Annotated in this window: 25 protein-coding genes and 1 tRNA gene; 10 read left to right on the top strand and 16 right to left on the bottom strand. The window is 50.6% G+C overall.

Annotated features, from left to right (window positions below; genetic code table 11):
* The first annotated feature begins 299 nt into the window (after window positions 1-299).
* Genes C2U53_RS05255 through C2U53_RS05245 form a run of 3 tightly spaced genes read left to right on the top strand, consistent with a single transcriptional unit; the run spans window position 300 to window position 2,393 of the window.
* Window positions 300-560 (top strand): hypothetical protein, encoded by a 261-nt coding sequence (locus C2U53_RS05255; protein ID WP_104445692.1) that lies wholly within the window; start codon window positions 300-302, stop codon window positions 558-560.
* Complete coding sequence (mobC, locus tag C2U53_RS05250; RefSeq protein WP_064168947.1) at window positions 547-918, top strand: plasmid mobilization relaxosome protein MobC; 372 nt, start codon at window positions 547-549, stop codon at window positions 916-918. Before C2U53_RS05255 ends, mobC begins: the two co-directional genes overlap by 14 nt.
* Window positions 915-2,393 (top strand): relaxase/mobilization nuclease domain-containing protein, encoded by a 1,479-nt coding sequence (locus C2U53_RS05245; protein ID WP_049109143.1) that lies wholly within the window; start codon window positions 915-917, stop codon window positions 2,391-2,393. Before mobC ends, C2U53_RS05245 begins: the two co-directional genes overlap by 4 nt.
* Window positions 2,394-2,433: 40 nt before the next feature.
* Here C2U53_RS05245 and C2U53_RS05240 read toward each other — a convergent pair whose 3' ends face one another.
* The 4 genes from C2U53_RS05240 to C2U53_RS05225 all read right to left on the bottom strand — a co-directional run bounded on the left by C2U53_RS05240 (window position 2,434) and on the right by C2U53_RS05225 (window position 5,108).
* Window positions 2,434-2,757: a hypothetical protein gene (locus C2U53_RS05240; RefSeq protein ID WP_016240325.1), complete on the bottom strand. Its 324-nt coding sequence runs from the start codon at window positions 2,755-2,757 to the stop codon at window positions 2,434-2,436.
* Window positions 2,758-2,765: 8 nt separating this feature from the next.
* Window positions 2,766-4,037 carry an integrase arm-type DNA-binding domain-containing protein gene (locus tag C2U53_RS05235; RefSeq protein WP_016240326.1) on the bottom strand — a complete coding sequence of 424 codons (1,272 nt, stop codon included), beginning with the start codon at window positions 4,035-4,037 and terminating at the stop codon, window positions 2,766-2,768.
* A gap of 182 nt (window positions 4,038-4,219) precedes the next feature.
* A tRNA-Phe gene (locus C2U53_RS05230) sits at window positions 4,220-4,295 on the bottom strand.
* 105 nt (window positions 4,296-4,400) lie between these two features.
* On the bottom strand, window positions 4,401-5,108 hold the full coding sequence (locus C2U53_RS05225; RefSeq protein ID WP_042998075.1) for a DUF554 domain-containing protein: 708 nt from the start codon (window positions 5,106-5,108) through the stop codon (window positions 4,401-4,403).
* A 427-nt stretch (window positions 5,109-5,535) separates the two neighbouring features.
* Between C2U53_RS05225 and C2U53_RS05220 the strand changes: the two genes are divergently transcribed.
* Window positions 5,536-7,671, top strand: coding sequence for an ornithine decarboxylase (locus tag C2U53_RS05220; RefSeq protein ID WP_044255681.1), 2,136 nt, complete (start codon window positions 5,536-5,538; stop codon window positions 7,669-7,671).
* 95 nt (window positions 7,672-7,766) lie between these two features.
* Here C2U53_RS05220 and C2U53_RS05215 read toward each other — a convergent pair whose 3' ends face one another.
* The 4 genes from C2U53_RS05215 to mutY all read right to left on the bottom strand — a co-directional run bounded on the left by C2U53_RS05215 (window position 7,767) and on the right by mutY (window position 11,747).
* Window positions 7,767-9,023: a nucleoside permease gene (locus C2U53_RS05215; protein ID WP_044255678.1), complete on the bottom strand. Its 1,257-nt coding sequence runs from the start codon at window positions 9,021-9,023 to the stop codon at window positions 7,767-7,769.
* Between the two features lie 212 nt (window positions 9,024-9,235).
* Window positions 9,236-10,318 (bottom strand): membrane-bound lytic murein transglycosylase MltC, encoded by a 1,083-nt coding sequence (gene mltC / locus C2U53_RS05210; protein WP_054176411.1) that lies wholly within the window; start codon window positions 10,316-10,318, stop codon window positions 9,236-9,238.
* Window positions 10,319-10,391: 73 nt separating this feature from the next.
* Window positions 10,392-10,667 carry an oxidative damage protection protein gene (locus C2U53_RS05205; RefSeq protein ID WP_042998071.1) on the bottom strand — a complete coding sequence of 92 codons (276 nt, stop codon included), beginning with the start codon at window positions 10,665-10,667 and terminating at the stop codon, window positions 10,392-10,394.
* A 27-nt stretch (window positions 10,668-10,694) separates the two neighbouring features.
* A complete protein-coding gene (mutY, locus tag C2U53_RS05200) occupies window positions 10,695-11,747 on the bottom strand; it encodes an A/G-specific adenine glycosylase (protein ID WP_044255672.1) in 1,053 nt (350 codons plus the stop codon).
* A gap of 162 nt (window positions 11,748-11,909) precedes the next feature.
* Here mutY and trmB point away from each other — a divergent pair, with 162 nt between their 5' ends.
* The 5 genes from trmB (at window position 11,910) to C2U53_RS05170 (ending at window position 16,104) form a co-directional block, all read left to right on the top strand.
* Window positions 11,910-12,629: a tRNA (guanosine(46)-N7)-methyltransferase TrmB gene (gene trmB, locus C2U53_RS05190; protein WP_042998069.1), complete on the top strand. Its 720-nt coding sequence runs from the start codon at window positions 11,910-11,912 to the stop codon at window positions 12,627-12,629.
* Window positions 12,629-12,955: a YggL family protein gene (locus C2U53_RS05185; protein WP_044255669.1), complete on the top strand. Its 327-nt coding sequence runs from the start codon at window positions 12,629-12,631 to the stop codon at window positions 12,953-12,955. The genes trmB and C2U53_RS05185 overlap by 1 nt, the downstream gene beginning before the upstream one ends.
* Window positions 12,956-13,007: 52 nt before the next feature.
* Window positions 13,008-13,727 (top strand): DUF2884 domain-containing protein, encoded by a 720-nt coding sequence (locus C2U53_RS05180; protein ID WP_042998067.1) that lies wholly within the window; start codon window positions 13,008-13,010, stop codon window positions 13,725-13,727.
* A 189-nt stretch (window positions 13,728-13,916) separates the two neighbouring features.
* Window positions 13,917-14,963, top strand: coding sequence for an L-asparaginase 2 (gene ansB / locus C2U53_RS05175; protein WP_042998066.1), 1,047 nt, complete (start codon window positions 13,917-13,919; stop codon window positions 14,961-14,963).
* A 133-nt stretch (window positions 14,964-15,096) separates the two neighbouring features.
* Entirely contained in the window at window positions 15,097-16,104 is a 1,008-nt protein-coding gene (locus C2U53_RS05170; RefSeq protein WP_042998065.1) for a DUF1202 family protein, read from the top strand.
* Between the two features lie 31 nt (window positions 16,105-16,135).
* Here C2U53_RS05170 and hemW read toward each other — a convergent pair whose 3' ends face one another.
* Genes hemW through C2U53_RS05145 form a run of 5 tightly spaced genes read right to left on the bottom strand, consistent with a single transcriptional unit; the run spans window position 16,136 to window position 19,442 of the window.
* Window positions 16,136-17,272, bottom strand: a complete 1,137-nt coding sequence (gene hemW / locus C2U53_RS05165) for a radical SAM family heme chaperone HemW (RefSeq protein WP_104445691.1) — start codon at window positions 17,270-17,272, stop codon at window positions 16,136-16,138.
* Entirely contained in the window at window positions 17,265-17,858 is a 594-nt protein-coding gene (locus C2U53_RS05160) for an XTP/dITP diphosphatase (protein WP_042998063.1), read from the bottom strand. Before C2U53_RS05160 ends, hemW begins: the two co-directional genes overlap by 8 nt.
* 7 nt (window positions 17,859-17,865) lie before the next feature.
* Entirely contained in the window at window positions 17,866-18,156 is a 291-nt protein-coding gene (yggU, locus tag C2U53_RS05155) for a DUF167 family protein YggU (protein ID WP_042324106.1), read from the bottom strand.
* Window positions 18,153-18,719 (bottom strand): YggT family protein, encoded by a 567-nt coding sequence (locus C2U53_RS05150; protein ID WP_042998061.1) that lies wholly within the window; start codon window positions 18,717-18,719, stop codon window positions 18,153-18,155. Before C2U53_RS05150 ends, yggU begins: the two co-directional genes overlap by 4 nt.
* An 18-nt stretch (window positions 18,720-18,737) precedes the next feature.
* Window positions 18,738-19,442 (bottom strand): YggS family pyridoxal phosphate-dependent enzyme, encoded by a 705-nt coding sequence (locus C2U53_RS05145; RefSeq protein WP_042998060.1) that lies wholly within the window; start codon window positions 19,440-19,442, stop codon window positions 18,738-18,740.
* 17 nt (window positions 19,443-19,459) lie between these two features.
* Between C2U53_RS05145 and C2U53_RS05140 the strand changes: the two genes are divergently transcribed.
* Window positions 19,460-20,440: a type IV pilus twitching motility protein PilT gene (locus C2U53_RS05140; protein WP_104445690.1), complete on the top strand. Its 981-nt coding sequence runs from the start codon at window positions 19,460-19,462 to the stop codon at window positions 20,438-20,440.
* Window positions 20,441-20,453: 13 nt separating this feature from the next.
* Here C2U53_RS05140 and ruvX read toward each other — a convergent pair whose 3' ends face one another.
* From ruvX to gshB, 3 genes are all read right to left on the bottom strand, one after another.
* Window positions 20,454-20,870 (bottom strand): Holliday junction resolvase RuvX, encoded by a 417-nt coding sequence (ruvX, locus tag C2U53_RS05135; protein WP_042998058.1) that lies wholly within the window; start codon window positions 20,868-20,870, stop codon window positions 20,454-20,456.
* Window positions 20,870-21,433, bottom strand: a complete 564-nt coding sequence (locus C2U53_RS05130) for a YqgE/AlgH family protein (protein WP_042998057.1) — start codon at window positions 21,431-21,433, stop codon at window positions 20,870-20,872. The genes ruvX and C2U53_RS05130 overlap by 1 nt, the downstream gene beginning before the upstream one ends.
* Before the next feature lie 174 nt (window positions 21,434-21,607).
* The gene (gshB, locus tag C2U53_RS05125; RefSeq protein ID WP_104445689.1) at window positions 21,608-22,555 is read right to left on the bottom strand and encodes a glutathione synthase; all 948 of its coding nucleotides are present in this window, start codon (window positions 22,553-22,555) and stop codon (window positions 21,608-21,610) included.
* Window position 22,556 lies beyond the last annotated feature (1 nt).

Raw genomic sequence — 22,556 nt, 5'->3', positions numbered from 1 at the left:
CCTATCTTTTATTTGCTTTTTATTCGGCGTGAAGTGTATTTATTTATGTAGCCGCTATTGACTAGATCTTATTATCGGTTATTTATTTAAATATAAGTTGAGTTCAGCTTTATTTTTAGCTTTTCGGAAACTGAGGCAAGGTGTAATCCCGTAGCCGGTATTATACCCCAATCTTCGATTGGCCCTATCTCGCTTTGCTCGTAGGGTTGAAAAATATCTACCCTTCCGCCTATTCCCCTTATCAAAGGGGAGGCGGTAAAATCCGGTAGTTTTTATAAATATATATAGGAGTGTTTAAAATGAATGAGAATGATATAGATCAGTCCTTGCTAGAACTATTAGCAAGATATTTTTATTATATAGACCCAAATGAAGAAAATACAGCATTTCTTGAAGCAAATAAAGATGAACAAGATTTATGTTATTTTGTAGCTTATCGCTATATTAAAGAAAATAAAACTCAAGATCTTATTGAAGCTTTGAAAGATCAAAAAGATGAAGATTATATCAAAGCAATGAAAGATTATGTTTATGGAGGTGGTAAATATGGATACAGATAGAAAAAGAGGCCGCAAGGGTTTAAATCACGCAGAACGTAGAGATATATCTATACAGTTTAGAGTAAACAAAGCAGAGTTTGACTATTTAAAAGAACTTGTGGAAGCCTCCGGCCTTGAAAGAGGCCATTACATTAGAAAAGAGATTTTAAACTCTGAACCTATTGTTAAAAGAAAAATGCCGGATTTTGAACAATCCTTGTTTAAGGAAATACAGCATCAAGGTAATAATATAAATCAGATTGCTAAAAAACTAAATACCAACGAAGACTTTAAACAATCTGTAGCCGCAGAAGCTAACTTTGCTATAAAGCAACTTATGAAAAGAATATTAAAGGCTTGTGAGGTTTATACTGTATGAAAGGAAACGTAGCTAAAACAGGGAGATCATTTAAAAATAGAGTTGAGTATATATTAAAAGATGATCACGATTTCATATGTAGCAACATGGCAAGTGATTATAATAATGTTAGTGATTTAACTGATGAGTTTAAAACTGTAAGCAGCTTTAGACAAGATATAAAAAAACCTGTTTTTCATGCGTTTTTATCTCTTCCAAAAAATGAACATTTAACAGATGAACAATGGCAGGAGATAGCAAAAGACTATTTGAAAGAAATGAATATTGATATAGAAAAGCATCAATATATTTGTGTGCGTCATAACGATACAGATAAAGAACATATCCATATTGTAGCCAATAGGATTGGTTTAGACGGTTCCGTATGGCATGGTCAGCACTCAGCATTTAACACAATAGCAGCTTGTGAACGTTTGGAGATAAAGCACGGCTTAACCATTACACAAAGTCTCAAAGGGCAAAAATCAGAGGTATCAGCACCAACCAAGAACGAGATCGAGCAAGCCCTACGCAAAGGTGAGAAACCAGCTCGTATCGTTCTACAGAACGCATTACAGGCGGCTATGGTAGGAAAACCAGACCTTGAGACATTCATAGACAGACTGCAGGCTGTTGGCATCGATCCGGCCTTCAACGTTGCAAGCACTGGCAACGTCGCCGGAGTGTCGTTTGGTATCAAAAATAATGAAAAAAATATTTATTTTAAAGGCTCACAGTTAGGTAAAAAATACAGTTGGAACACTATTAAAGGCAAGGTGAAATATGACAAAAATAGAGATGATGAACTCATTAGAAGATTCGCAGCAAGAAAAACAGATGACGAAAATAGTATTGGACGATCACCTATTGAACCAAATATCAATGACGGTAGAACCATTATCAGAAACGATGATGATATTATCGGAGTCGGTCAGTACAGCATTAAACCAGACACAACAGACACTTACGAGGGTAAACAACTCGTTAGAAGCAACCACAACAGCTTTAAACTCAGCGAAAAATATAATAGACCAACAGGCCCAAAAGTTAGAAGAACAACACAAAAAGCTGCACAAGTACTCAACAGAGTTAAAAAACAATACAATAAAGAACCAATCAAAACTTATAATCAAGGTGGCTTCAATAGTAGGAGTTCTAAACTTAGCAGCGGTTCTATCAGTAGGATACTTGATCATGCAGAAACAGCCACAACAGCCACGAATAACTTTAGACTCAAAGGCCGTCGCAGTTTCAATAGTAGAGCAACTAAGATCGAAGAGATAAGAGAAAGGTTAAATATTAGAAAACCTGTTATTCAGCCCAAAAATAAAGAAAAAGTGATTAAAGAAGAAATAAAGAAAAAACCATTATATATGTTTGATTATGAAAATAGATTTAAATCCAAATTGAAATCAAACTTAAAAAAAGAAACATTAAAACTACAACAGCAGGAAGCAGAACAGAGTGTCAAATATCCAACCTTTAAACCAAAATAAAAGAGGCTTGAAACCTCTTTTATTTTTTAGTATTAAATTGTTATATATCTACATGCTTAAAACAAAAAGAACAGCGTTTAATGGTCGTTAGTCCTGTAAGTTCTTTAGCTTTGTTATAAGCAGACTCCTCTGATACAGAACATATTTTTTGATACTGGCCTGTTGTAAATCCAGTTTTTTCTTTATCTGACACTAAAGGATTTATAGCGAAACAGTTCACATGGTGGAGGCATGTGCTATTTATGTCAGATTTACTTGCCGTACCTTTGGCTTTCTCTAACAGGTTAACAACGTATCCTTCTGGATTATCGTTTAACCACTTTTTGTACGCATCTTCATTGTTATTGAAAATCACAGTATCCATAAATCCCCCTATAACATTTTAGCGAAGTCAAACGGCATAATATGTCTTTCTTTGTTTGCGTCCAAATAATCAGCCCACCATTGTATCATCAAACGACGCTGCGTAATATGTTTTGCTTTATGAGTATAAGCAGCACGAACATTGTTTTGCTCTTTATGACTCATTTGTCTTTCAATTGCGTCTTCAGTCCATATACCTGACTCAACAAGAGAACTACAGGCCATTGTGCGGAAACCATGCCCACAAATTTGAGTTTGAGTGTCATAGCCCATAAGTCGCAATGCTTTATTAACGGTATTCTCGCTCATAGGTTTACGATAATCATGACAACCGATAAATATCAAACCCTCACCATTGCTAATATCATAGCTAATATCTTTTAGCTCTTTTAATATTTCAATGGCCTGATGACTTAACGGTACATAATGAGGTATGCGCATTTTAGATCCTCTTTCAGAAAATCTAACGTTCTCGATCTCGTCTCTTTCTGGCGGAATAACCCATAAGGCATTTTTAAAATCTATTTCAGGCCAGCGAGCGAAGCGTAGTTCACTCGACCGAATGAAAACTAATAAAGTGAGTTTTAAAGCTAATACAGTGAGCCTACGGCCTTTATACGCATCTATACGACTTAAAAGATCAGGTATCTGCTCAAGTTCAAGCGCTGGATAATGCGTTCTTTTAGGTGTGATTAACGTGCCGCCAAGTTCATTAGCGGGATTATGGGTAATCATATCTTCTTGGACAGCATAACGCATAATAGCGGTAATACGCTGTTTTAAACGTGAAGCGGTTTCGTGTTGGCCCTTGCCCTCAATTTTACGCAGAGGTAGCAACAGATCGCGCGTAGTCAACTTGGTAATATCTTTTGAGCCGATAGCAGGGAAAAGATGATTAATAAGACTGTTTAAAATACGCTCACTATGCTGAGGTATCCACCGCTCACTAACAGACATTTTTTTGTGCCAATCACGAGCTACGGCTTCAAACGTAAAATCTCCTCGCTCTTCGGCCTTTACAGCTTTTTTCTGTTGAAGTGGGTCGATACCACTGGCTAACAGAGATTTCATCGCTAAGAGGCTTGTACGAGCTTCTGAGAGCGAAACAGAAGGGTAGGTGCCAATTGAGAAGACTTTTTGCTTACCATCATAGCGATAAGCCGCTTGCCAATACTTCGAGCCGTTAGGATGAACGAGCAGATACAGCCCTTTGCCATCAGAAATTTTAGTTGGCTTGTCGGAAGGCTTGGCGTTTTTTACAGCAATATCAGTTAAGCGCATAACAAGCCTCCTGTGCAAATGTTGGTAAAAATCCCATCGAACTGAGATTACCAACATTTTTACCAACAAATAGAGGGAGCTGCCAGTAGATTTTAACGGACAGTAGTAGACAACTGGAAGGGGATAACTTGTTGACTTTATAAAGCAAAACGGACGTCAGTAGACGTCCGTTTCTAAATGAGTGGTGCCCGGACTCGGAATCGAACCAAGGACACGGGGATTTTCAATCCCCTGCTCTACCGACTGAGCTATCCGGGCAACGGGGCGCATTAAAACCGATCCGCCTCGTTTCGTCAACGAAATTTCTTCAATTCAACGCAGACTGCACAATCTATCACCACTTTGCTGTTATTGCACGCATTCTCAAGCGAAATACGCGGTCCAGGCGGCGGAAAGCGGCATGGCGAGGAGCAGCGCCGGGAGCATATTGACCACGGCAAACATCTTAATCCCGCAGATGCGTAAACCAGTGGCGACCAGCAATAATCCCCCGACCGAACTGAAATCGGCCATCATTGCGGGGGTGGTGAGCGGCAATATCAGCGCCGCGCAGGTTGCCAGTGAAAACTGGATGAGCAGCATCGGAGCCGCGATAGCCGACACGGCGATACCCAGAGAGCAGGCGAAGATCATGGCGGTAAAGAAATCGAGGAAGGATTTAGCAATCAGGATGCTCGGATCACCGGTCATTCCTTCGCGCATAGCCCCAAAAATCCCCGTCCCGCTGGCGCAGAAAAGGACAATGATGGCGACATAATTCTGGATAAACGATTCATGGGGCTGCTTTTTACCCGACCGCATAAAGAGTGTCTGCGCTTTGGCGACGGCGGTGTTGATCCCCTTTTCCAGATAACAAAACTCACCAATTAGCGCGCCGACCAGCGTTGCCAGCACCATAACCGGAAGATTGGCGCATTTGACCACCAGTAAGATACCAATGCCAAGTGACGCGAGACCGAAAATAGAGGTCATGGAGACACGAATCCGTTCCGGCAAACGTTGGCTAAGAAGGGCGCCAATAACACCACCCACCAAAACGGCGCTGGCGTTAATAAAAGGTCCAATTACCACGTAAGCTCCTGCTCATTATGTTGTCAAAGTGCATTATTATGACCTGGTTCTCATTTACAGTGTTGTTTAACCGCAACAAGTGTGCATAAGAATTAAATCTTGCCCCTCCTGGTTAAAGGTGCCATGATTGCGCGAATTTTCTCCAGTCTGTTCGGGGCCGCATGGGATGAACGCAACACCTTCACATCGCCTTTCGCATCGCCGGTTAGCGCGATGGCTGCCCCTTCTCGTTATTCCTTCCCTTTTACTCACCATGCGGTGAGGGCAACGTATGCTCACTGCAAGACAACAGTAAAATCAGAAACGGTCTGCTTTTACTGATGTCTGGCGGTCGGAGCTGGTGACCAGTTTGACCTAAACATCTCGTGGGGCAGGGCAATGAGCCTTGTCCGGGACTCTTATTCTCCCGAAACGGGTTTTTGCGCTTATGAAATCAATGAACATTGCCGCCAGTAGTGAACTGGTTTCTCGTTTATCTACTCATCGCGGCGTTGTGGCGCTGGACAGTACCGACTTTACCGATGTCGCTGCCGTCGTCATGACCGTTACCGATAGCCGTAGCGGCATTCTTGCGTTACTCAAACGCACGGGCTTTCATCTGCCGGTCTTTATTCTCACCGAAGAGAACATAGCTCTACCCGCAGGCGCGACCGCCGTTATTCGCGGTACTGCGCAGGAGTGGCTGGAGCTGGAATCTGCCGCCAGCCTGTATGAGGAAGACCTTCTGCCGCCGTTTTACGACACGCTGACGCAGTATGTGGAAATGAAAAACAGCACGTTCGCCTGTCCGGGACATCAGCACGGCGCATTCTTTAAAAAGCACCCAGCCGGGCGTCATTTCTATGACTTCTTTGGTGAAAATGTTTTTCGTGCCGACATGTGCAATGCCGACGTGAAATTGGGGGATTTGCTGATTCACGAGGGGTCAGCCAAAGATGCGCAAAAGTTTGCCGCCAAAGTCTTCCACGCCGATAAAACCTATTTTGTCCTGAACGGCACGTCAGCGGCGAATAAAGTGGTCACCAATGCGCTGCTGACGCGGGGCGATCTGGTGCTGTTCGATCGCAACAACCACAAATCGAATCACCACGGTGCGCTGATTCAGGCGGGGGCGACTCCGGTATATCTGGAGGCTGCTCGTAACCCGTTTGGTTTTATCGGCGGGATCGATGAACACTGCTTTGATGAAGCGTATCTGCGCGAACAGATCCGCGACATAGCCGCAGAAAAGGCAGAGTTGCCGCGTCCCTTCAGGCTGGCAATCATCCAGTTGGGAACCTACGACGGCACGATCTACAATGCCCGTCAGGTGATCGACAAAATCGGTCATCTTTGTGACTACATTCTGTTTGACTCTGCCTGGGTCGGCTATGAGCAGTTTATCCCGATGATGGCCGACGGCTCGCCGCTGCTGCTGGAGCTGAATGAAAACGATCCGGGTATTTTCGTCACCCAGTCGGTGCATAAACAGCAGGCCGGGTTCTCACAGACCTCGCAGATCCACAAGAAAGATAATCACATTCGTGGCCAGGCGCGTTTCTGTCCGCATAAGCGGCTGAACAATGCGTTCATGCTGCACGCTTCAACCAGTCCGTTCTACCCGCTGTTTGCCGCGCTGGATGTCAATGCCAAAATCCACGAAGGGGAGAGTGGTCGACGTCTGTGGGCAGAGTGCGTGACGCTGGGGATTGAGGCGCGTAAGGCTATCCTGACCCATTGTAAGCTGCTTGTGCCGTTCATTCCGCCGGTTGTGGAGGGTAAGGCGTGGCAGTCGTATCCCACCGAGGTGATTGCCCGCGAGCGGCGTTTCTTCAGCTTTGCGCCGGGCGCGAAATGGCACGGCTTCGAAGGGTATGCCGACGATCAGTATTTTGTCGATCCGTGCAAGCTGCTGCTCACCACGCCGGGTATTGATGCGCAGACCGGACGTTATACTGATTTTGGTATTCCGGCCACCATTCTGGCCCATTACCTGCGTGAAAACGGTATTGTGCCGGAGAAGTGCGATCTCAACTCGATTCTGTTCCTGCTGACGCCCGCCGAGAGTCCGGAAAAAATGGCGCATTTAACGGCGATGCTGGCACAGTTTGAACAGCATATCGAAGACGACACGCCGCTTGCACAGGTGCTTCCGACTATCTTCAATAAATATCCGGTGCGCTATCGCGACTACACCCTGCGCGAACTGTGTCAGGAGATGCACGATCTGTATGTCAGTTTTGACGTGAAGGATCTGCAAAAAGCGATGTTCCGTCAGGAGAGTTTCCCGACGGTGGCGCTGAACCCACAGGATGCCCACAGCGCCTTTATTCGTGGTGATGTTGAACTGGTGCGCATTCGTGATGCCGAAGGCCGTATCGCGGCGGAAGGGGCGCTGCCGTATCCTCCGGGCGTGCTGTGCGTAGTGCCGGGCGAAGTCTGGGGCGGTGCGGTACAGCGTTATTTCCTGGCGCTGGAAGAGGGGGTGAATATGCTGCCTGGGTTCTCGCCGGAGTTGCAGGGCGTTTATAGTGAAACCGATGCCGATGGCATTAAACGGTTATACGGGTATGTGTTGAAGTAATCGAAAGAGAATGCCGGATGGCGCTTGCGCTTATCCGGCCAGGTGTATCGGAGTAGGCCGGATAAGACGCGAAAGCGTCTTATCCGACAGAGAGATTAATGTGCGACGGTCTGCGTGCCGGTCGGGACGCGAACGTGCTTGTACTTAAACAGCGCCACGAAGGCAAAGGCCAGAACCAGTGAGTAGCCGGCAAAAATCAGCCACACGGTCTGCCAGTCGGTAATGCCGTTCAGGGTGTAATGCTCTACCACTTTCCCGCTTACCACGCCGCCGAGGATACAGCCGAAGCCGTTGGTCATCATCAGGAACATGCCCTGCGCACTGGCGCGGATTTCCGGACGAACTTCTTTCTCAACGAACACCGAACCGGAGATGTTGAAGAAGTCGAAGGCGCAGCCGTAAACAATCATCGACAGAACCAGCAGCACGGTACCAAACGGGCTCGGGTCGCCGTAGGCGAACAGGCCGAAGCGCAACATCCACGCCACGATACTGATCAGCATGACGTTCTTGATCCCGTAACGGCTGAGGAAGAACGGAATGGTCAGGATGAACAGGGTTTCGGAGATCTGCGAGATCGACATCATCACCGACGCGTGCTCAACGATAAAGCTTCCGGAGAACAGCGGGTTGTTGTCGAAGCTGTGCAGGAAGGTGTTCCCGAACATGTTGGTAATTTGCAGTTCTGCGCCGAGCATCATTGAGAAGATGAAGAAGATAGCCATACGCTTGTTTTTAAACAGCGCGAAGGCATCCAGACCCAGCATAGAAGTCCAGCTTTGATTCTTCTGCTGATTCGCCACCGGAATGTGCGGCAGGGTCAACGTAAACAGCACCAGCATCACAGAGAGCGCCGCGCCAATATACAGCTGCATATGGCTCAGTTCGAAACCGGAGAAGCTCACGGCCCACATGGCGGCGATGAAACCGATGGTGCCCCAGATACGAATCGGCGGGAAGTCAGTAACGATGTCCATGCCTGCGTTCTGCAAGCGGTAATAGGAAATGGTGTTGATAAGCCCAAGCGTTGGCATATATGCCAGTGAGTTAAGCAGGATCACAAAGAACATCGCACCCGGCGTCGTGACTTCAGCGGCGATGAACAGCGTCACTGCACCCACCACGTGACAGATGGCGTAAACCCACTTTGCACTGAGCCATTTGTCCGCCACGATCCCCAACAGGGTCGGCATCAGAACCGCCGCGATCCCCAGCGAGCTATAGACAGCACCAATAGAAGCACCGTCAAATTTGAGGGTGACAAACATATAGGAGCCGAGGGTGGTCAGCCAACTTCCCCACAGGCAGAACTGCAGAAAGGAGAGTATTTTCAGCTGCAGCTTAAGATTCATGTTAATTTCCTCACACAGGAAGGCGGATGAATGTTTCGTTTGGCACAAATGCCGTGACTGTATGATGTGATTCTATCAACGACGATGGGTGATTTTTTGTTACCTGTGACAAATAATTGCAAAACAATACCTTTTTGCAATGCGAAAAAGTGACTTTTGTCACGTTTTGGGTCGCCCGCTCGCCGTTTTACCGGGAGCGGGGAAGAGAAGCATCAGTTCCGCCGATAGGTTTTTTGCGCGGAATTGACTTTATACAGATAACGGCGCGATTCAGAAGAGGGGTGACGCGTGGTTAACGTCTGGTACACATCCCCTGGCGTCATGCTGTTGATGATATTCGCGGCCTGCACTTTATCACTGGAGAAGACGCGCAGTACGCTGCCCGCCCCGCCATTGTAAGCGGTGATCACCGCATAGCGTCGTGACGTTGGGTTATCGATGCCGCCCAGATAGACATTGTTGAGCATCGCCAGATAGGCGGTGCCGGTATCAATGTTGCTGGCTGGATCGAACAGTTCACTGCGACTCGGGACACCGGAGCGGCCCTGGGAACGATAAACGTCTTTCCCGGCGGTATGCTGAACCACCTGCATCAGCCCCAGCGCATCGGAACGGCTTACTGCGTATGGGTTGAAGGATGACTCCGTCTGCATAATCGCCAGAATCAGCGACTCATCAATGCCATATTTATGGGATGCCTTGCGCACCATGCCGAGGTATTTATGCGCACGTTTATCCAGGTGATTCGGCACCAGGTTAATTGTCACGCTGAAAATCATGCGGATCCCGTTGCTGCGGCTTTTCATCCGCGTTTGCAGCAGGTAATCGGCGAATTTCGTCGCCCGGCCTTCCCAGCGGATCGGCTGACCTGTGTTATCGAGCACCTGGCCGTACAGGAACGGCTCTCTGGAGATCTGAATGTCATCGACATCAGAGTAGAGGTCGACGGAGGTGGGATCATCACCCATCAGCAAGGTTTTAATGATGGCGCGACGCAAATGTGCCGCAGGTTCAGTCCCGGCGATGGTCTCAACGGTAATGGTCCCGTCGTCAAAGTTAATATGGCTGCGGGTCTGGTACTGATCGGTGTACTTCACGTAGTCCTTTGGACCGGCGATCAGCACTTCTTGATAGCCCCACAGATTTTCAATGTTGTGGGCAAACTGCCCCATCAGAATGTCAAAACCGTTGGTATCCTTGATCCAGGCTTCATTATAAGAATCGCCTTTTTTGGTCGAACTGGAACAGGATATAAGCAACGGCGCAATAACGGCAAGCGCGAGAAATTTTTTCATCATTCCGGGAGTGCGTGTTGTGTTTGTCGTTGTGCGGTGTTGCCGGACAGTGTTGAGCCATCCGGCAACGTGCTTATTTTTTATCTTCCGGCGTATAACCTTCGATATGCACGTCTTTGCCTTCAAACAGGAAGTTGATCATCTCCTGTTCCAGCAGCTTGCGATGCTCGACGTTCATCATATTGAGTTTCTTTTCATTGATAAGCATAGTCTGCTTGTGCTGCCATTGCGCCCACGCTTCTTTTGAAATCTCGTTATAAATGCGTTTTCCCAGTTCGCCCGGGTACAGCTGGAAATCCTGTCCTTCTGCTTCACGCTGCAGGAAAGTGCAAAAAATCGTTCTGCTCATAACTTATCCTCTTCATCGTCCGGTGCGTTAAACGGGGGCACCGGTACGTAACTGCTGTAATAAACGCTCCACCGGAGCCGCCAGGCCAACAGATGGCGGTTGCGCTAAGTTATACCAGAGCGCGTTGCCTTCAGCCATGCATGAACCGCATGAAGACACAGTAAGCCACATAGGCACAATATCCAGATGGAAATGGCTGAAGGTATGGCGAAACGCGTTAAGTTGGGTCAAATTATCAGCGTTCACATGTCGTTGCGCCAGCCATTCCCGTAATTCCTCTTCACTGGCAAACTGTGGGAAACAGAATAACCCACCCCACAATCCGCTTGGCGGGCGTTGAGCCAGTAAGACCTCGTCCTGATGTTGCAGCAGCAGAAAATAGCCTGTCCGCTCAGGCAGCGTCTGTTTCGGTTTCTTGCCAGGGTAAAGTGACCAGCTGTCATTCGCACAGGCGACACAACTGTTCTGCAACGGGCACAGCGAGCATTTCGGTTTTGAGCGCGTACACACCATCGCGCCTAAATCCATCATCGCCTGGTTAAAACGCTCCACACCTTTCACCGGGGTAACGTGCTCGCTCAGATCCCAGAGTTTTTTCTCAACCTCTTTTTTACCCGGCCAGCCGCTAACAGCATAGCAGCGCGCCAGCACACGTTTAACGTTGCCGTCAAGAATCGGAAAAGGTTGACCCAACGAGAGTGACAGCACGGCGCCGGCGGTTGAACGCCCGACGCCGGGGAGCGCCGCCACGTCTTCAAAGGTTTCAGGGAATACGCCGTTATGCAGCGTGGCTACCTGTTGCGCCGCCTTGTGCAGATTGCGAGCCCGGGCGTAGTAACCGAGCCCCGTCCACAGGTGAAGCACTTCGTCCAGCGGCGCGTTGGCGAGATCGGTCACCGTCGGGAAATGGGCCATAAACCGTTCAAAGTAAGGAATGACCGTCGTCACCTGGGTCTGTTGCAGCATCACTTCTGAGAGCCATACTTTGTAAGGCGTCTTATCAATTTGCCAGGGCAGGGTTTTTCGCCCGTATTTATCGTACCAGTCCAGAACCTGGGCTGAAAATTGAGACGCTTGCATGGTCACCGAATTCATTATTGTTGGGGGCAAGATTGCAGCACAGAGGCAACAGGGTGTAAACCGGAACTTTCCGCAGCGTGAGCGCTTCCTTTACTTGCATCCGGCAACTAACTTTGGATAATGCCCGTTTTCAGACCTTAATCACAAGCAGACTTAACTTTTATGAAAAACGACGTCATCTCACCGGAATTTGATGAAAACGGCCGTCCACTGCGCCGGATTCGTAGTTTTGTTCGTCGCCAGGGGCGGCTGACTAAAGGGCAGGAGCACGCGCTGGAAAACTACTGGCCGGTGATGGGCGTTGAATTCAGCGAAGAGCCGGTGGATTTCGCGACGTTGTTTGGCCGTGAAGCGCCGGTTACGCTGGAGATTGGCTTCGGTATGGGCGCCTCACTGGTGGCAATGGCGAAAGCGCGTCCGGAGCAAAATTTCCTCGGTATTGAAGTTCACTCGCCTGGTGTGGGCGCATGTCTGGCGTCGGCCCATGACGAGGGCGTTGAGAACCTGCGTGTGATGTGCCATGACGCAGTCGAAGTGCTGCATAAAATGATTCCTGACAATTCTTTAACGATGGTTCAGCTCTTTTTCCCTGACCCGTGGCACAAAGCACGTCATAATAAACGCCGTATCGTTCAGGTACCGTTTGCCGAGCTGGTCAAAAGCAAACTGAAGCTGGGCGGCGTGTTCCACATGGCGACTGACTGGGAAGCCTATGCCGAGCACATGCTTGAAGTGATGTCCTCCATTGACGGATATAAAAACCTGTCAGAGAGTCACGATTACGTACCGCGCCCACCATCGCGCCCGGTAACCAAATTTGAACAACGTGGCCATCGTCTTGGTCATGGCGTATGGGACTTAATGTTCGAGAGGGTGAAATAATGGCAAAGAACCGTAGCCGTCGTCTGCGTAAAAAAATGCATATCGACGAATTCCAGGAATTAGGATTTTCGGTAGCATGGCGTTTCCCGGAAGGTACATCTGAAGAGCAGGTTGATAAAACCGTTGATGACTTTATCAATGACGTTATTGAACCGAACAAACTGGCTTTTGACGGCAGCGGTTATCTGGCCTGGGAAGGTCTGATCTGCATGCAGGAAATCGGCAAATGCACTGAAGAACATCAGTCGATTGTGCGTAAGTGGCTGGAAGAACACAAACTTGAAGAAGTGCGTACCAGCGAACTTTTCGACGTTTGGTGGGACTAACTACGCATACGGGGCCAGCATTTGCTGGCCCGATTTGTCTTGAGGGAAAGTTATGATGCGCAAAACGCTGCTGGCGGCAGCCCTTTCTGTAACGGCGATGACCGCTCATGCAGACTACCAGTGCAGCGTCACGCCGCGTGACGATGTGATTCTGAGCCCGCAAACGGTGCAGGTGAAGGGTGAAAACGGCAACCTGGTGATCACGCCGGACGGCAATGTGATGTACAACGGTAAGCAGTACACGCTGAGCGCCGCACAGCGCGAGCAGGCGAAAGATTACCAGGCCGAACTGCGCAGCGCGCTGCCGTGGATTGATGAAGGTGCCAGAAACCGTGTCGAAAAAGGGCGCGTGGCGCTGGATAAAATTATCGCCAAAGAAGTGGGCGAGAGCAGTAACATGCGGGGGCGTCTGACGAAACTAGATGCCCAGTTGAAAGAGCAGATGAACCGGATTATCGAGCATCGTACCGACGGTCTGACCTTCCACTATAAAGCTATCGATCAGGTGCGTGCCGACGGTCAGCAACTGGTGAATCAGGCGATGGGCGGCATTTTGCAGGACAGCATCAACGAGATGGGGGCGAAAGCCGTTCTGAAAGGCGGTGGAAATCCACTGCAGGGCGTGCTGGGCAGTCTCGGCGGATTACAATCCGCGATCCAGACCGAATGGAAGAATCAGGAAAAAGATTTCCAGCAGTTCGGTAAAGATGTCTGCAGCCGCGTGGTGACGCTGGAAGATAACCGCAAGGCGCTGGTCAGCACGCTTAAATAAACTTTTCATATAAAACAATGGCACAGATCGCCTCTGTGCCATTTTCTTTTGCCTTTCCGCTTCGTTTTGATATCCACCTCTAAATTTAACAATCTGATAGATACATTTGTCTGGTTAATTGGATGAAATCACATTATTCAGCTCTGGCATTGGGATAATGCGGCAAATTCACGTAACTGGAGAAATAACATGGAGTTTTTCAGGAAAACGGCACTGGCAGCACTGGTAATGGGTTTCAGCGGTGCAGCACTCGCCTTACCGAACGTTACCATTTTAGCGACCGGCGGGACGATTGCCGGTGGCGGTGACTCCGCAACCAAATCTAACTATACGGCGGGCAAAGTTGGCGTAGAGAATCTGGTCAAAGCCGTTCCTCAACTTAAGGATATCGCTAACGTTAAGGGTGAGCAGGTTGTCAATATCGGTTCGCAGGATATGAACGACGACGTCTGGTTAACCCTGGCGAAAAAGATCAATAACGAGTGTGACAGCACCGACGGCTTCGTGATTACCCACGGTACTGACACCATGGAAGAGACCGCTTACTTCCTCGATCTGACCGTGAAATGCAACAAGCCGGTAGTGCTGGTTGGCGCAATGCGTCCGTCTACCGGAATGAGCGCGGACGGTCCGTTCAACCTCTATAACGCGGTAGTGACAGCGGCGGATAAAGCCTCTGCCAACCGTGGCGTGCTGGTCGTGATGAATGACACCGTGCTTGACGGGCGCGACGTGACCAAAACCAACACCACCGATGTGGCGACCTTCAAATCCGTTAACTACGGACCGCTGGGCTACATTCATAACGGTAAAATCGACTACCAGCGTACGCCTGCGCGTAAGCACACCACCTCCACGCCGTTCGACGTTTCTAAGCTGAATGAACTGCCGAAGGTCGGTATCGTCTATAACTACGCGAATGCTTCCGATCTGCCGGCAAAAGCGCTGGTGGATGCCGGTTATGATGGGATTGTGAGCGCTGGTGTGGGTAACGGCAACCTGTACAAAACGGTCTTCGATACGCTGGCAACCGCAGCGCATAAAGGAACTGTTGTAGTGCGTTCTTCCCGCGTACCGACTGGTTCAACCACGCAGGATGCTGAAATCGATGATGCGAAGTACGGTTTCGTTGCCTCTGGTTCTCTGAACCCACAGAAGGCACGCGTACTGCTGCAACTGGCGCTGACTCAGACTAAAGATCCGAAACAGATCCAGACGATGTTTAATCAGTATTAATCGCTGATGCCCCAGTCAAGCGGCTGGGGCAGTTTTCTGAAATATCTCTCTGACCAGTGAATCATTAATCTGCTAACGATCATTTTAATTATGATGGTGGCGGTTAGCATTATTCTGGACGGGAGGTCCGCAAATGTTTCGACAATGGATAGCAGGTGCGGCGTTTTTTACGCTGGTTTCAGGTTATAGCTGGGCGGAAGTCGCTCAACCTGGCGATTGCGTCTTGAAAGATGCGTTTAGTAAGCAGTATCACGGCGTGCTTAAACTGAATTCTGTCACCTTAAAAAATCTTGATTCCACTGGTAATCAGGCCACCTGGTCTGCGGAGGGCGACGTCTCTTCCAGTGATGATCTTTATACCGGCATCGGTATGGCTGCGGATTATTACTTTGTGGAACGTACCTGGATAAAAGATCGACCGGTTAAATTTTCCGCGATGTTAACCAGTACAGGGACACCTGCTTCCGGCTGGAGGGTGAATTTCTATTCCTTTCAAGCGGCAGCCAGCAATGAAGGGCGGGTTATTACTGATATTAAAACCAACGATAAATATCTCATCGTAAACGGAGATGATTTTAACTACCGATTCAGCCAAATTGATGCTTCATATATCGCGCAGAAAAAGTCGATCGCCCACCTCGAAGAACAAATAAAAACGCTGGATAAACAAATAGCTGTTGCTCAACAAAAGGCCGATGACTATTGGGGTAAAGCGTCTGATGGTAAAACACTGACCCGGGAAGAGGCATTCCACAAGATGTTTAAAGCGCGCGATGACTTTGTCAAAGCGAACGACAGCAGTGCGTTTGCCGAGAAATATGCAAAAGAAGTGTATCAGCCAGCGTTAGACGCATGTCATAAAAAGAGTGACAATTGTTATGAAACGCCCATTCAGCAAAAGAGAGATTTCGATATACAAGAGCAAAGACGGCAGGTCTTTCTGAAATCGCAAGAACTCAGCCGAAAAGCGCTAGCTGACTGGATCGCGTATGAAAAAGGACAGTATCCGCTGAACATAGCTGCCTCTAAACTTCGTATGCAGCAGACGGATCTGCATATCAAGATTGACGATATCAATGAAGGCTATGATCGCTGGAAAAAAGAGACCGATGAATTACGACGCCACGGAGTTCTCCGGTAATGGGAGGGATGCGCCACCGGCGCATCCAGAATCATTCGGGGAGAAACAGCTCAAGCAGCGAATTTAAAAACAGTTTTCCGTGCCGGGTGATCTGCCAGTGCGTAGCGGATTCGGTCAGATACCCCTGGGCTATGGCGTCATCGATCTGCTGACGAATTACCTCTTCACTCAGTCCCGTATACTGCGTAAATTCAGCGCGGGGGGCGGCTTCCAGCAGACGGAATCGGTTCATGAAAAATTCAAACGGTTTATCGACCTGCTCCACATCGCGCTGATTTTCCAGATAACGTCCCTGCATATAGCCACGCGGATGGCGCGTTTTGGTGGTGCGCAGAATGCGGCCATCGGGGAACGTGACTTTACCGTGTGCGCCGCAGCCGATGCCGAGATAATCGCCAAAGCGCCAGTAATTCAGGTTGTGCTGACACTGGTAGCCCGGTCTGGCATAGGCTGAGGTTTCATACTGCTGATAACCTGCGGCGGTTAACAACTGGTGGCCCTGTTCGAAGATGTCCCACAGTGCATCATCGTCCGGTAACACCGGCGGGCGGGAACCAAACAGCGTATTCGGTTCAATCGTCAGTTGATACCACGAGAGATGCGGCGGATTCAGCGCAATTGCCTGGCGCAGGTCATCCAGGGCGTCGTCCAGTGACTGGTCCGGCAGGCCGTGCATTAAATCGAGATTAAAGCTGCGCAGGCCTAAACCGTTGGCGAGATTCGCCGCGCGGCAGGCCTCCTGCGGGCCGTGAATGCGTCCCAGACGCTTCAGTTTTGCTTCGCTAAAGCTCTGCACGCCGATAGAAATACGGTTTACCCCGGCATGCTGATAATCGACAAAGCGATCGGCTTCGACCGTACCCGGATTCGCTTCCATCGTAATTTCCGCATCCGCTGACAGATTCAGGCGCGCACGCACGCCATCGAGCAGCGTTTGCATCGCCGGGCCGGAAAGCAGGCTCGGCGTACCGCCACCGATGAAAATCGTCTTCACTTCGCGGCCCTGCGCATACGTGACGTCCGCGTCGAGATCGCTCAGCAGATGCTGGACGTAATCATCGTGCGGGACTTCACCTTTTAATGCATGCGAGTTGAAATCGCAGTACGGGCATTTCTGCACGCACCACGGGATGTGAATGTAAAGACTCAGCGGCGGCAACTTAACCATTACGTAAGGCTTCCAGCAGTAGCTTCAGCGCCTGTCCACGGTGGGAAATCGCGCTTTTCTCTTCACGCGTCAGTTCGGCAGCGGTTTTACCTGCCGAAGGCACGAAGAAGATTGGGTCATAGCCAAAGCCGCCGTTGCCTGATGCCGTACGCGCAATCACGCCCGGCCAACTGCCGTGACACACCAGCGGTGTAGGATCGTCAGCATGACGCAGATAGACCAGCACGCAGTGGAAGCGCGCCTGACGCTGTTCGTCCGGCACATCCTTCAGGGTATGCAGCAGCTTTTCCAGGTTCTGTTGATCGCTCGCGTCTTCACCGGCATAGCGCGCGGAGTAGATGCCCGGCGCGCCGCCCAGCACGTCAACAGCCAGACCGGAGTCGTCGGCAATCGCCGGTAAACCGGTGATTTGTGCGGCATGGCGCGCTTTCAGGATCGCGTTTTCAATAAAGGTTAGCCCGGTCTCTTCGGCAGAATCGACGCCGAGATCCGTTTGCGCTACCACATCAAGCCCGAAATCGCTGAGCAGCGACGCGAGCTCACGCACTTTACCGGCATTGCCGGTTGCGAGGACTACTTTTTGCATAGGATACCTAATCAGTTAATGCCGCGACTTCTGGCGGGATCTGTTGCGGATGAATGATTTTAACCTGTTTATGGCGGCCAAGTTCGCCCTTTTCAATGACAACCTGGCTCTTTGCCACCCGGAACTGCTTACCGAGAAACTTCACCAGATGACTGTTCGCCTGGCCATCCACCGGCGGGGCGGTAATGGCGACTTTCAGTTCGTCGCCATGTAAACCGACAATGCTGTCGCGGCTGGCTTTCGGCTGAATATAGAGCCGTAAAACCAGTCCTTCATCGCAGCGGGTTACGGCACTCATAGCGCCATCCATAGCCCCGGCAGCAGCATATTACCGGTTGCCTGCAGAACCTCGCCAATCCCCATGTTGATCACGTACAACAGCAGGACGAGAATCATTGGCGAGAAATCGATGCCGCCCATACCCGGGAGAATGCGACGAATCGGGCGCAGCAGCGGATCGGCCAGTTGAATCAGCACATACTCAATCGGGCTACGGCCCTGGCTTACCCAGCTCATGATAGCCATCACCAGCAGCACCCAGAAGATCAACAGGCCGATGGTTTTGAGCACGATCAGCACAGCGGCGATCCAGACGATCGGCAGGAACGTCACCACTTTAAATAGCACTATCGCTTTGATAAAGCTGAGGATAAACGCAACCAGCAGCGATGCGCTGTCGACCGGTCCCATCGGGGGAATAATGCGGCGCAGCGGCCCAATAATCGGTTGCGTCACTTTCACCACAAACTGGGAGAAAGGGTTATAAAAGTCACAGCGAGCCCATTGCATCCACACGCGCAATAACAGCACCATGGTGTACAGCTCAATTACCGTTGAGAGCAAGAAGGTCAACGTATTCATGGCGTTCCTCAGATTTCCTTAATTTTTTGTGTAATCACGTGCACCAAAAATGGCGGTGCCGATACGTACCATCGTGCTACCCGCCGCAATGGCGGCTTCCATATCATCCGACATACCCAGCGACAGGGTATCGACGTCAGGATAGCGCGTCTTCAGCCCGGCAAATGCTACAGCCATTTGGCGGGCAACTTCAAACTGCCTTACATAATCTGACTCAGGGGCAGGGATCGCCATCAGACCGCGCAGACGAAGATTCGGTAATTCGACGACCTCAGCGGCAAGTGCGTCCAGTTCCTCCAGTGGAATGCCGGACTTGCTGTTTTCATCGCTGATATTGATTTGAATCAGCACGTTCAGCGGTTCCAGTTCTGTCGGACGCTGTTCGTTCAGCCGGGTAGCAATGCGCAGGCGGTCGAGGGTATGGCACCAGTCAAAGTGCTCGGCCACAAGACGGCTTTTGTTGGACTGTAACGGGCCGATAAAGTGCCATTGCAGGCCGGCAATGCCTTTCTCGCGAAAGTGGCGAATTTTCTCCACCCCTTCCTGCACGTAATTTTCACCAAAGGCTAACTGACCAGCGGCGAGGGCTTCTTCGATGGCACTCGCAGGTTTGGTTTTACTCACTGCAAGTAACGTAACTTCTTCTGAAGCGCGCCCGCAACGCGATGCGGCGGCTGAGATTTTGTCCCGGACCTGTGCCAGGTTATGCGCGATATCGTTCATTTTCCGAGGATCTGTCTATGAATATGGAAGAAATTGTGGCCCTTAGTGTAAAGCATAACGTCTCGGATCTACACCTAAGCAATGCGTGGCCTGCGCGCTGGCGAAAACGGGGACGCATGGAGCGTGCACCCTTTACCACAACCGACATTACCGGACAGCTGGCGGACTGGCTGGATGAGGGGCAACAGGCGGCGTTACGACAAAATGGGCAACTGGATTTCGCGGTTTCGCTCGCGGATAACCAGCGCCTGCGGGCCAGCGCCTTTCACCAGCGGCAGGGGACGTCGCTGGCGCTACGGTTGCTGCCGACGCAGTGCCCGACGCTGGAAACGCTGGGGACGCCTTCTGTGCTGCCCGAACTGCTCCGCAGCGAGAATGGTTTGATTCTGGTGACAGGGGCGACAGGCAGCGGAAAATCAACTACCCTGGCGGCGATGGTCACGTGGCTGAATCAGCATATCGATGGACATATTCTGACGCTGGAAGATCCCATCGAGTATATCTACACCAGCCAGCGCTGCCTGATTCAGCAGCGTGAAGCAGGACTGCACTGCGCCTCATTTGCCACCGGATTACGCGCGGCGCTGCGTGAAGATCCGGATGTGATTCTGCTGGGAGAGCTACGCGACAGCGAGACCATTCGTCTGGCGCTAACGGCGGCGGAAACGGGGCATCTGGTGCTGGCGACGCTGCATACGCGCGGTGCCGCGCAGGCGATCGAGCGACTGATTGATTCTTTTCCGGCGCAGGAAAAAGACCCGGTGCGCAGCCAACTGGCAGGCAGTCTGCGCGCCGTACTGTCGCAGAAACTGGAACCCGACAAGCAGGAGGGGCGCTTTGCGCTGTATGAACTGCTGATCAACACGCCGGCAGCGGGGAATTTAATTCGGGAAGGGAAGTCCCATCAGTTACCCCATGTCATTCAGACCGGGCAGCAGATGGGGATGATGACCTTTGCCCAGAGCCTGCAACAGCGACAGGCACAAGGACGGCTTTAAGCAACGTATGGGATCAGTAGCCCTGCTCGAAGTAACTTTCGAGAATGATAACGGCGGAGGCGGAATCGATCTTACCTTTATTCAGCGCGCGATAGCCGCCCTGCTCAAACAGGCCGGAGCGTGCCTCGACGGTGCTGAGTCGCTCATCGTGTAAGGTGACCGTAACGCCGAAACGCCCGTGAATGCGGTTGGCGAACTTGCGCGCGCGCGCAGTGAGCGGTTGCTCGGTGCCGTCCATATTCAGCGGTAGGCCAACGATGATCTCATCCGGTTGCCACTCTTTGAGCAGGCGTTCGATCAGGTTCCAGTCCGGCGTACCGTCCTGCGCTTTAATCGCGGGCAGGGCGCGCGCTGTGCCGGTTACCCGCTGACCAATCGCCACGCCGATACTTTTGGTGCCAAAATCAAAGGCCAGTAATGTTTCACTCATCAGGCATGCCCCGCCACGCCGGGCATCGTCAGGATGTCGATACCGATCAGTCGGGCGGCTTCACGCCAGCGATCGGCAATCGGTGTTTTAAACAGGATATTGAGATCGGCAGGGGCAGTCAGCCAGGCGTTGTCCAGCAGCTCTTGTTCAAGCTGGCCTTTCTCCCAGGAGGAGTAACCGAGCGCGACCAGCACATCGGCAGGTTGCTCATTCGTGCCTAAGGTTTCAAGCACGTCGCGAGACGTGGTGATGACGGTGTTATCCGAGATGCGGATACTGGAGGCAAAACGCGACGGCGGCGTGTGCAGGATAAACCCGCGATCTTCCGCTAACGGGCCGCCAAGCATCACTGCTTTATCCAGACGGATCGCCGGATCGCGCGGTTCTGGCGCGATTTTTAGTTTTTCCAGAATCCCTTCAATCTGGAGATTTTCCAGAGGCTTATTCACAATAATCCCCATTGCGCCATCTTCGTTATGTTCGCAAATGTACACCACTGAACGGCGGAAAATCGGATCCTGGAGAGCAGGCATGGCAATAAGAAAGTGATGCTGTAAATTCATTGTCAGAGGTTCTGTTTCCTGGTTCAAAAAAGCAACAGGGGTCAGTATGTGGGTAAAGCGCACGGATGTCACTACTGTAGGCCGGATAAGACGCCTGTGTCGCCCTCCGGCATCGGTGTCTTAATGCCTGATGGCGCTACGCTTATCAGGCCTACAGCACTGGTTCATGGCTGATTATTTTTGCAAACGTGCTTCGATGGCGTCCATCAGCATCCCGGTGATGGAGATCGGGAATTCGGCTTCAATCTCGCGGATACAGGTCGGGCTGGTGACGTTAATCTCGGTCAGACGATCGCCAATGATATCCAGACCGACAAAAATCAGTCCTTTGGCTTTCAGTGTCGGCCCGATACGGCGCGCGATTTCCCAGTCGCTCTCGGTTAACGGACGTGGTTCACCGCGACCGCCTGCGGCCAGGTTGCCACGGGTCTCGCCGCCCTGCGGAATGCGCGCCAGGCAGTACGGAACCGGTTCTCCATCAACGACCAGCACGCGTTTGTCGCCATCTTTAATGGCTGGCAAATAGTTCTGCGCCATGCAGTAGCGGGTACCATGTTCGGTCAGGGTTTCCGCAATCACGCCGAGGTTCGGATCGCCTTCTTTAACACGGAAGATCGACGCGCCGCCCATGCCGTCAAGCGGCTTGAGAATAATATCGCTGTGCTTCTGCCAGAACGCCTTCAGTTGCGCTTTGCTGCGAGTGACCAGTGTTTCCGGCGTCAGGTCAGAGAACCAGGCGGTGAACAGCTTTTCGTTACAGTCACGCAGGCTCTGCGGCTTGTTGACGATCAGCGTCCCTTTTTCTTCCGCGCGTTCCAGAATATAGGTGGCGTAGATGAACTCGGTATCAAACGGCGGATCTTTACGCATCAGAATGACGTCGAGGGCGTCCAGCGGCAGATCCTGCTCGCCGGTAAACTCATACCATTTATCATAGTTCTGCTCGACGCTCAGGGTACGCGTGCGGGCGCGGGCTTCACCGTTAATCAGATAAAGATCGGCCATCTCCATATAATGAAGTTCGTAACCACGACGTTGCGCTTCCAGCAGCATAGCAAAGCTGGAATCTTTCTTGATATTGATGCTTGCGATGGGGTCCATCACGATGCCGAGCTTGATCATT

The organism is Citrobacter sp. CFNIH10 (assembly GCF_002934585.1).
Classification (GTDB): Bacteria; Pseudomonadota; Gammaproteobacteria; order Enterobacterales; family Enterobacteriaceae; genus Citrobacter_A; species Citrobacter_A amalonaticus.
Note: the sequence above shows the minus strand (reverse complement) of the source record. Positions and strands in the feature narration are given on the sequence as shown.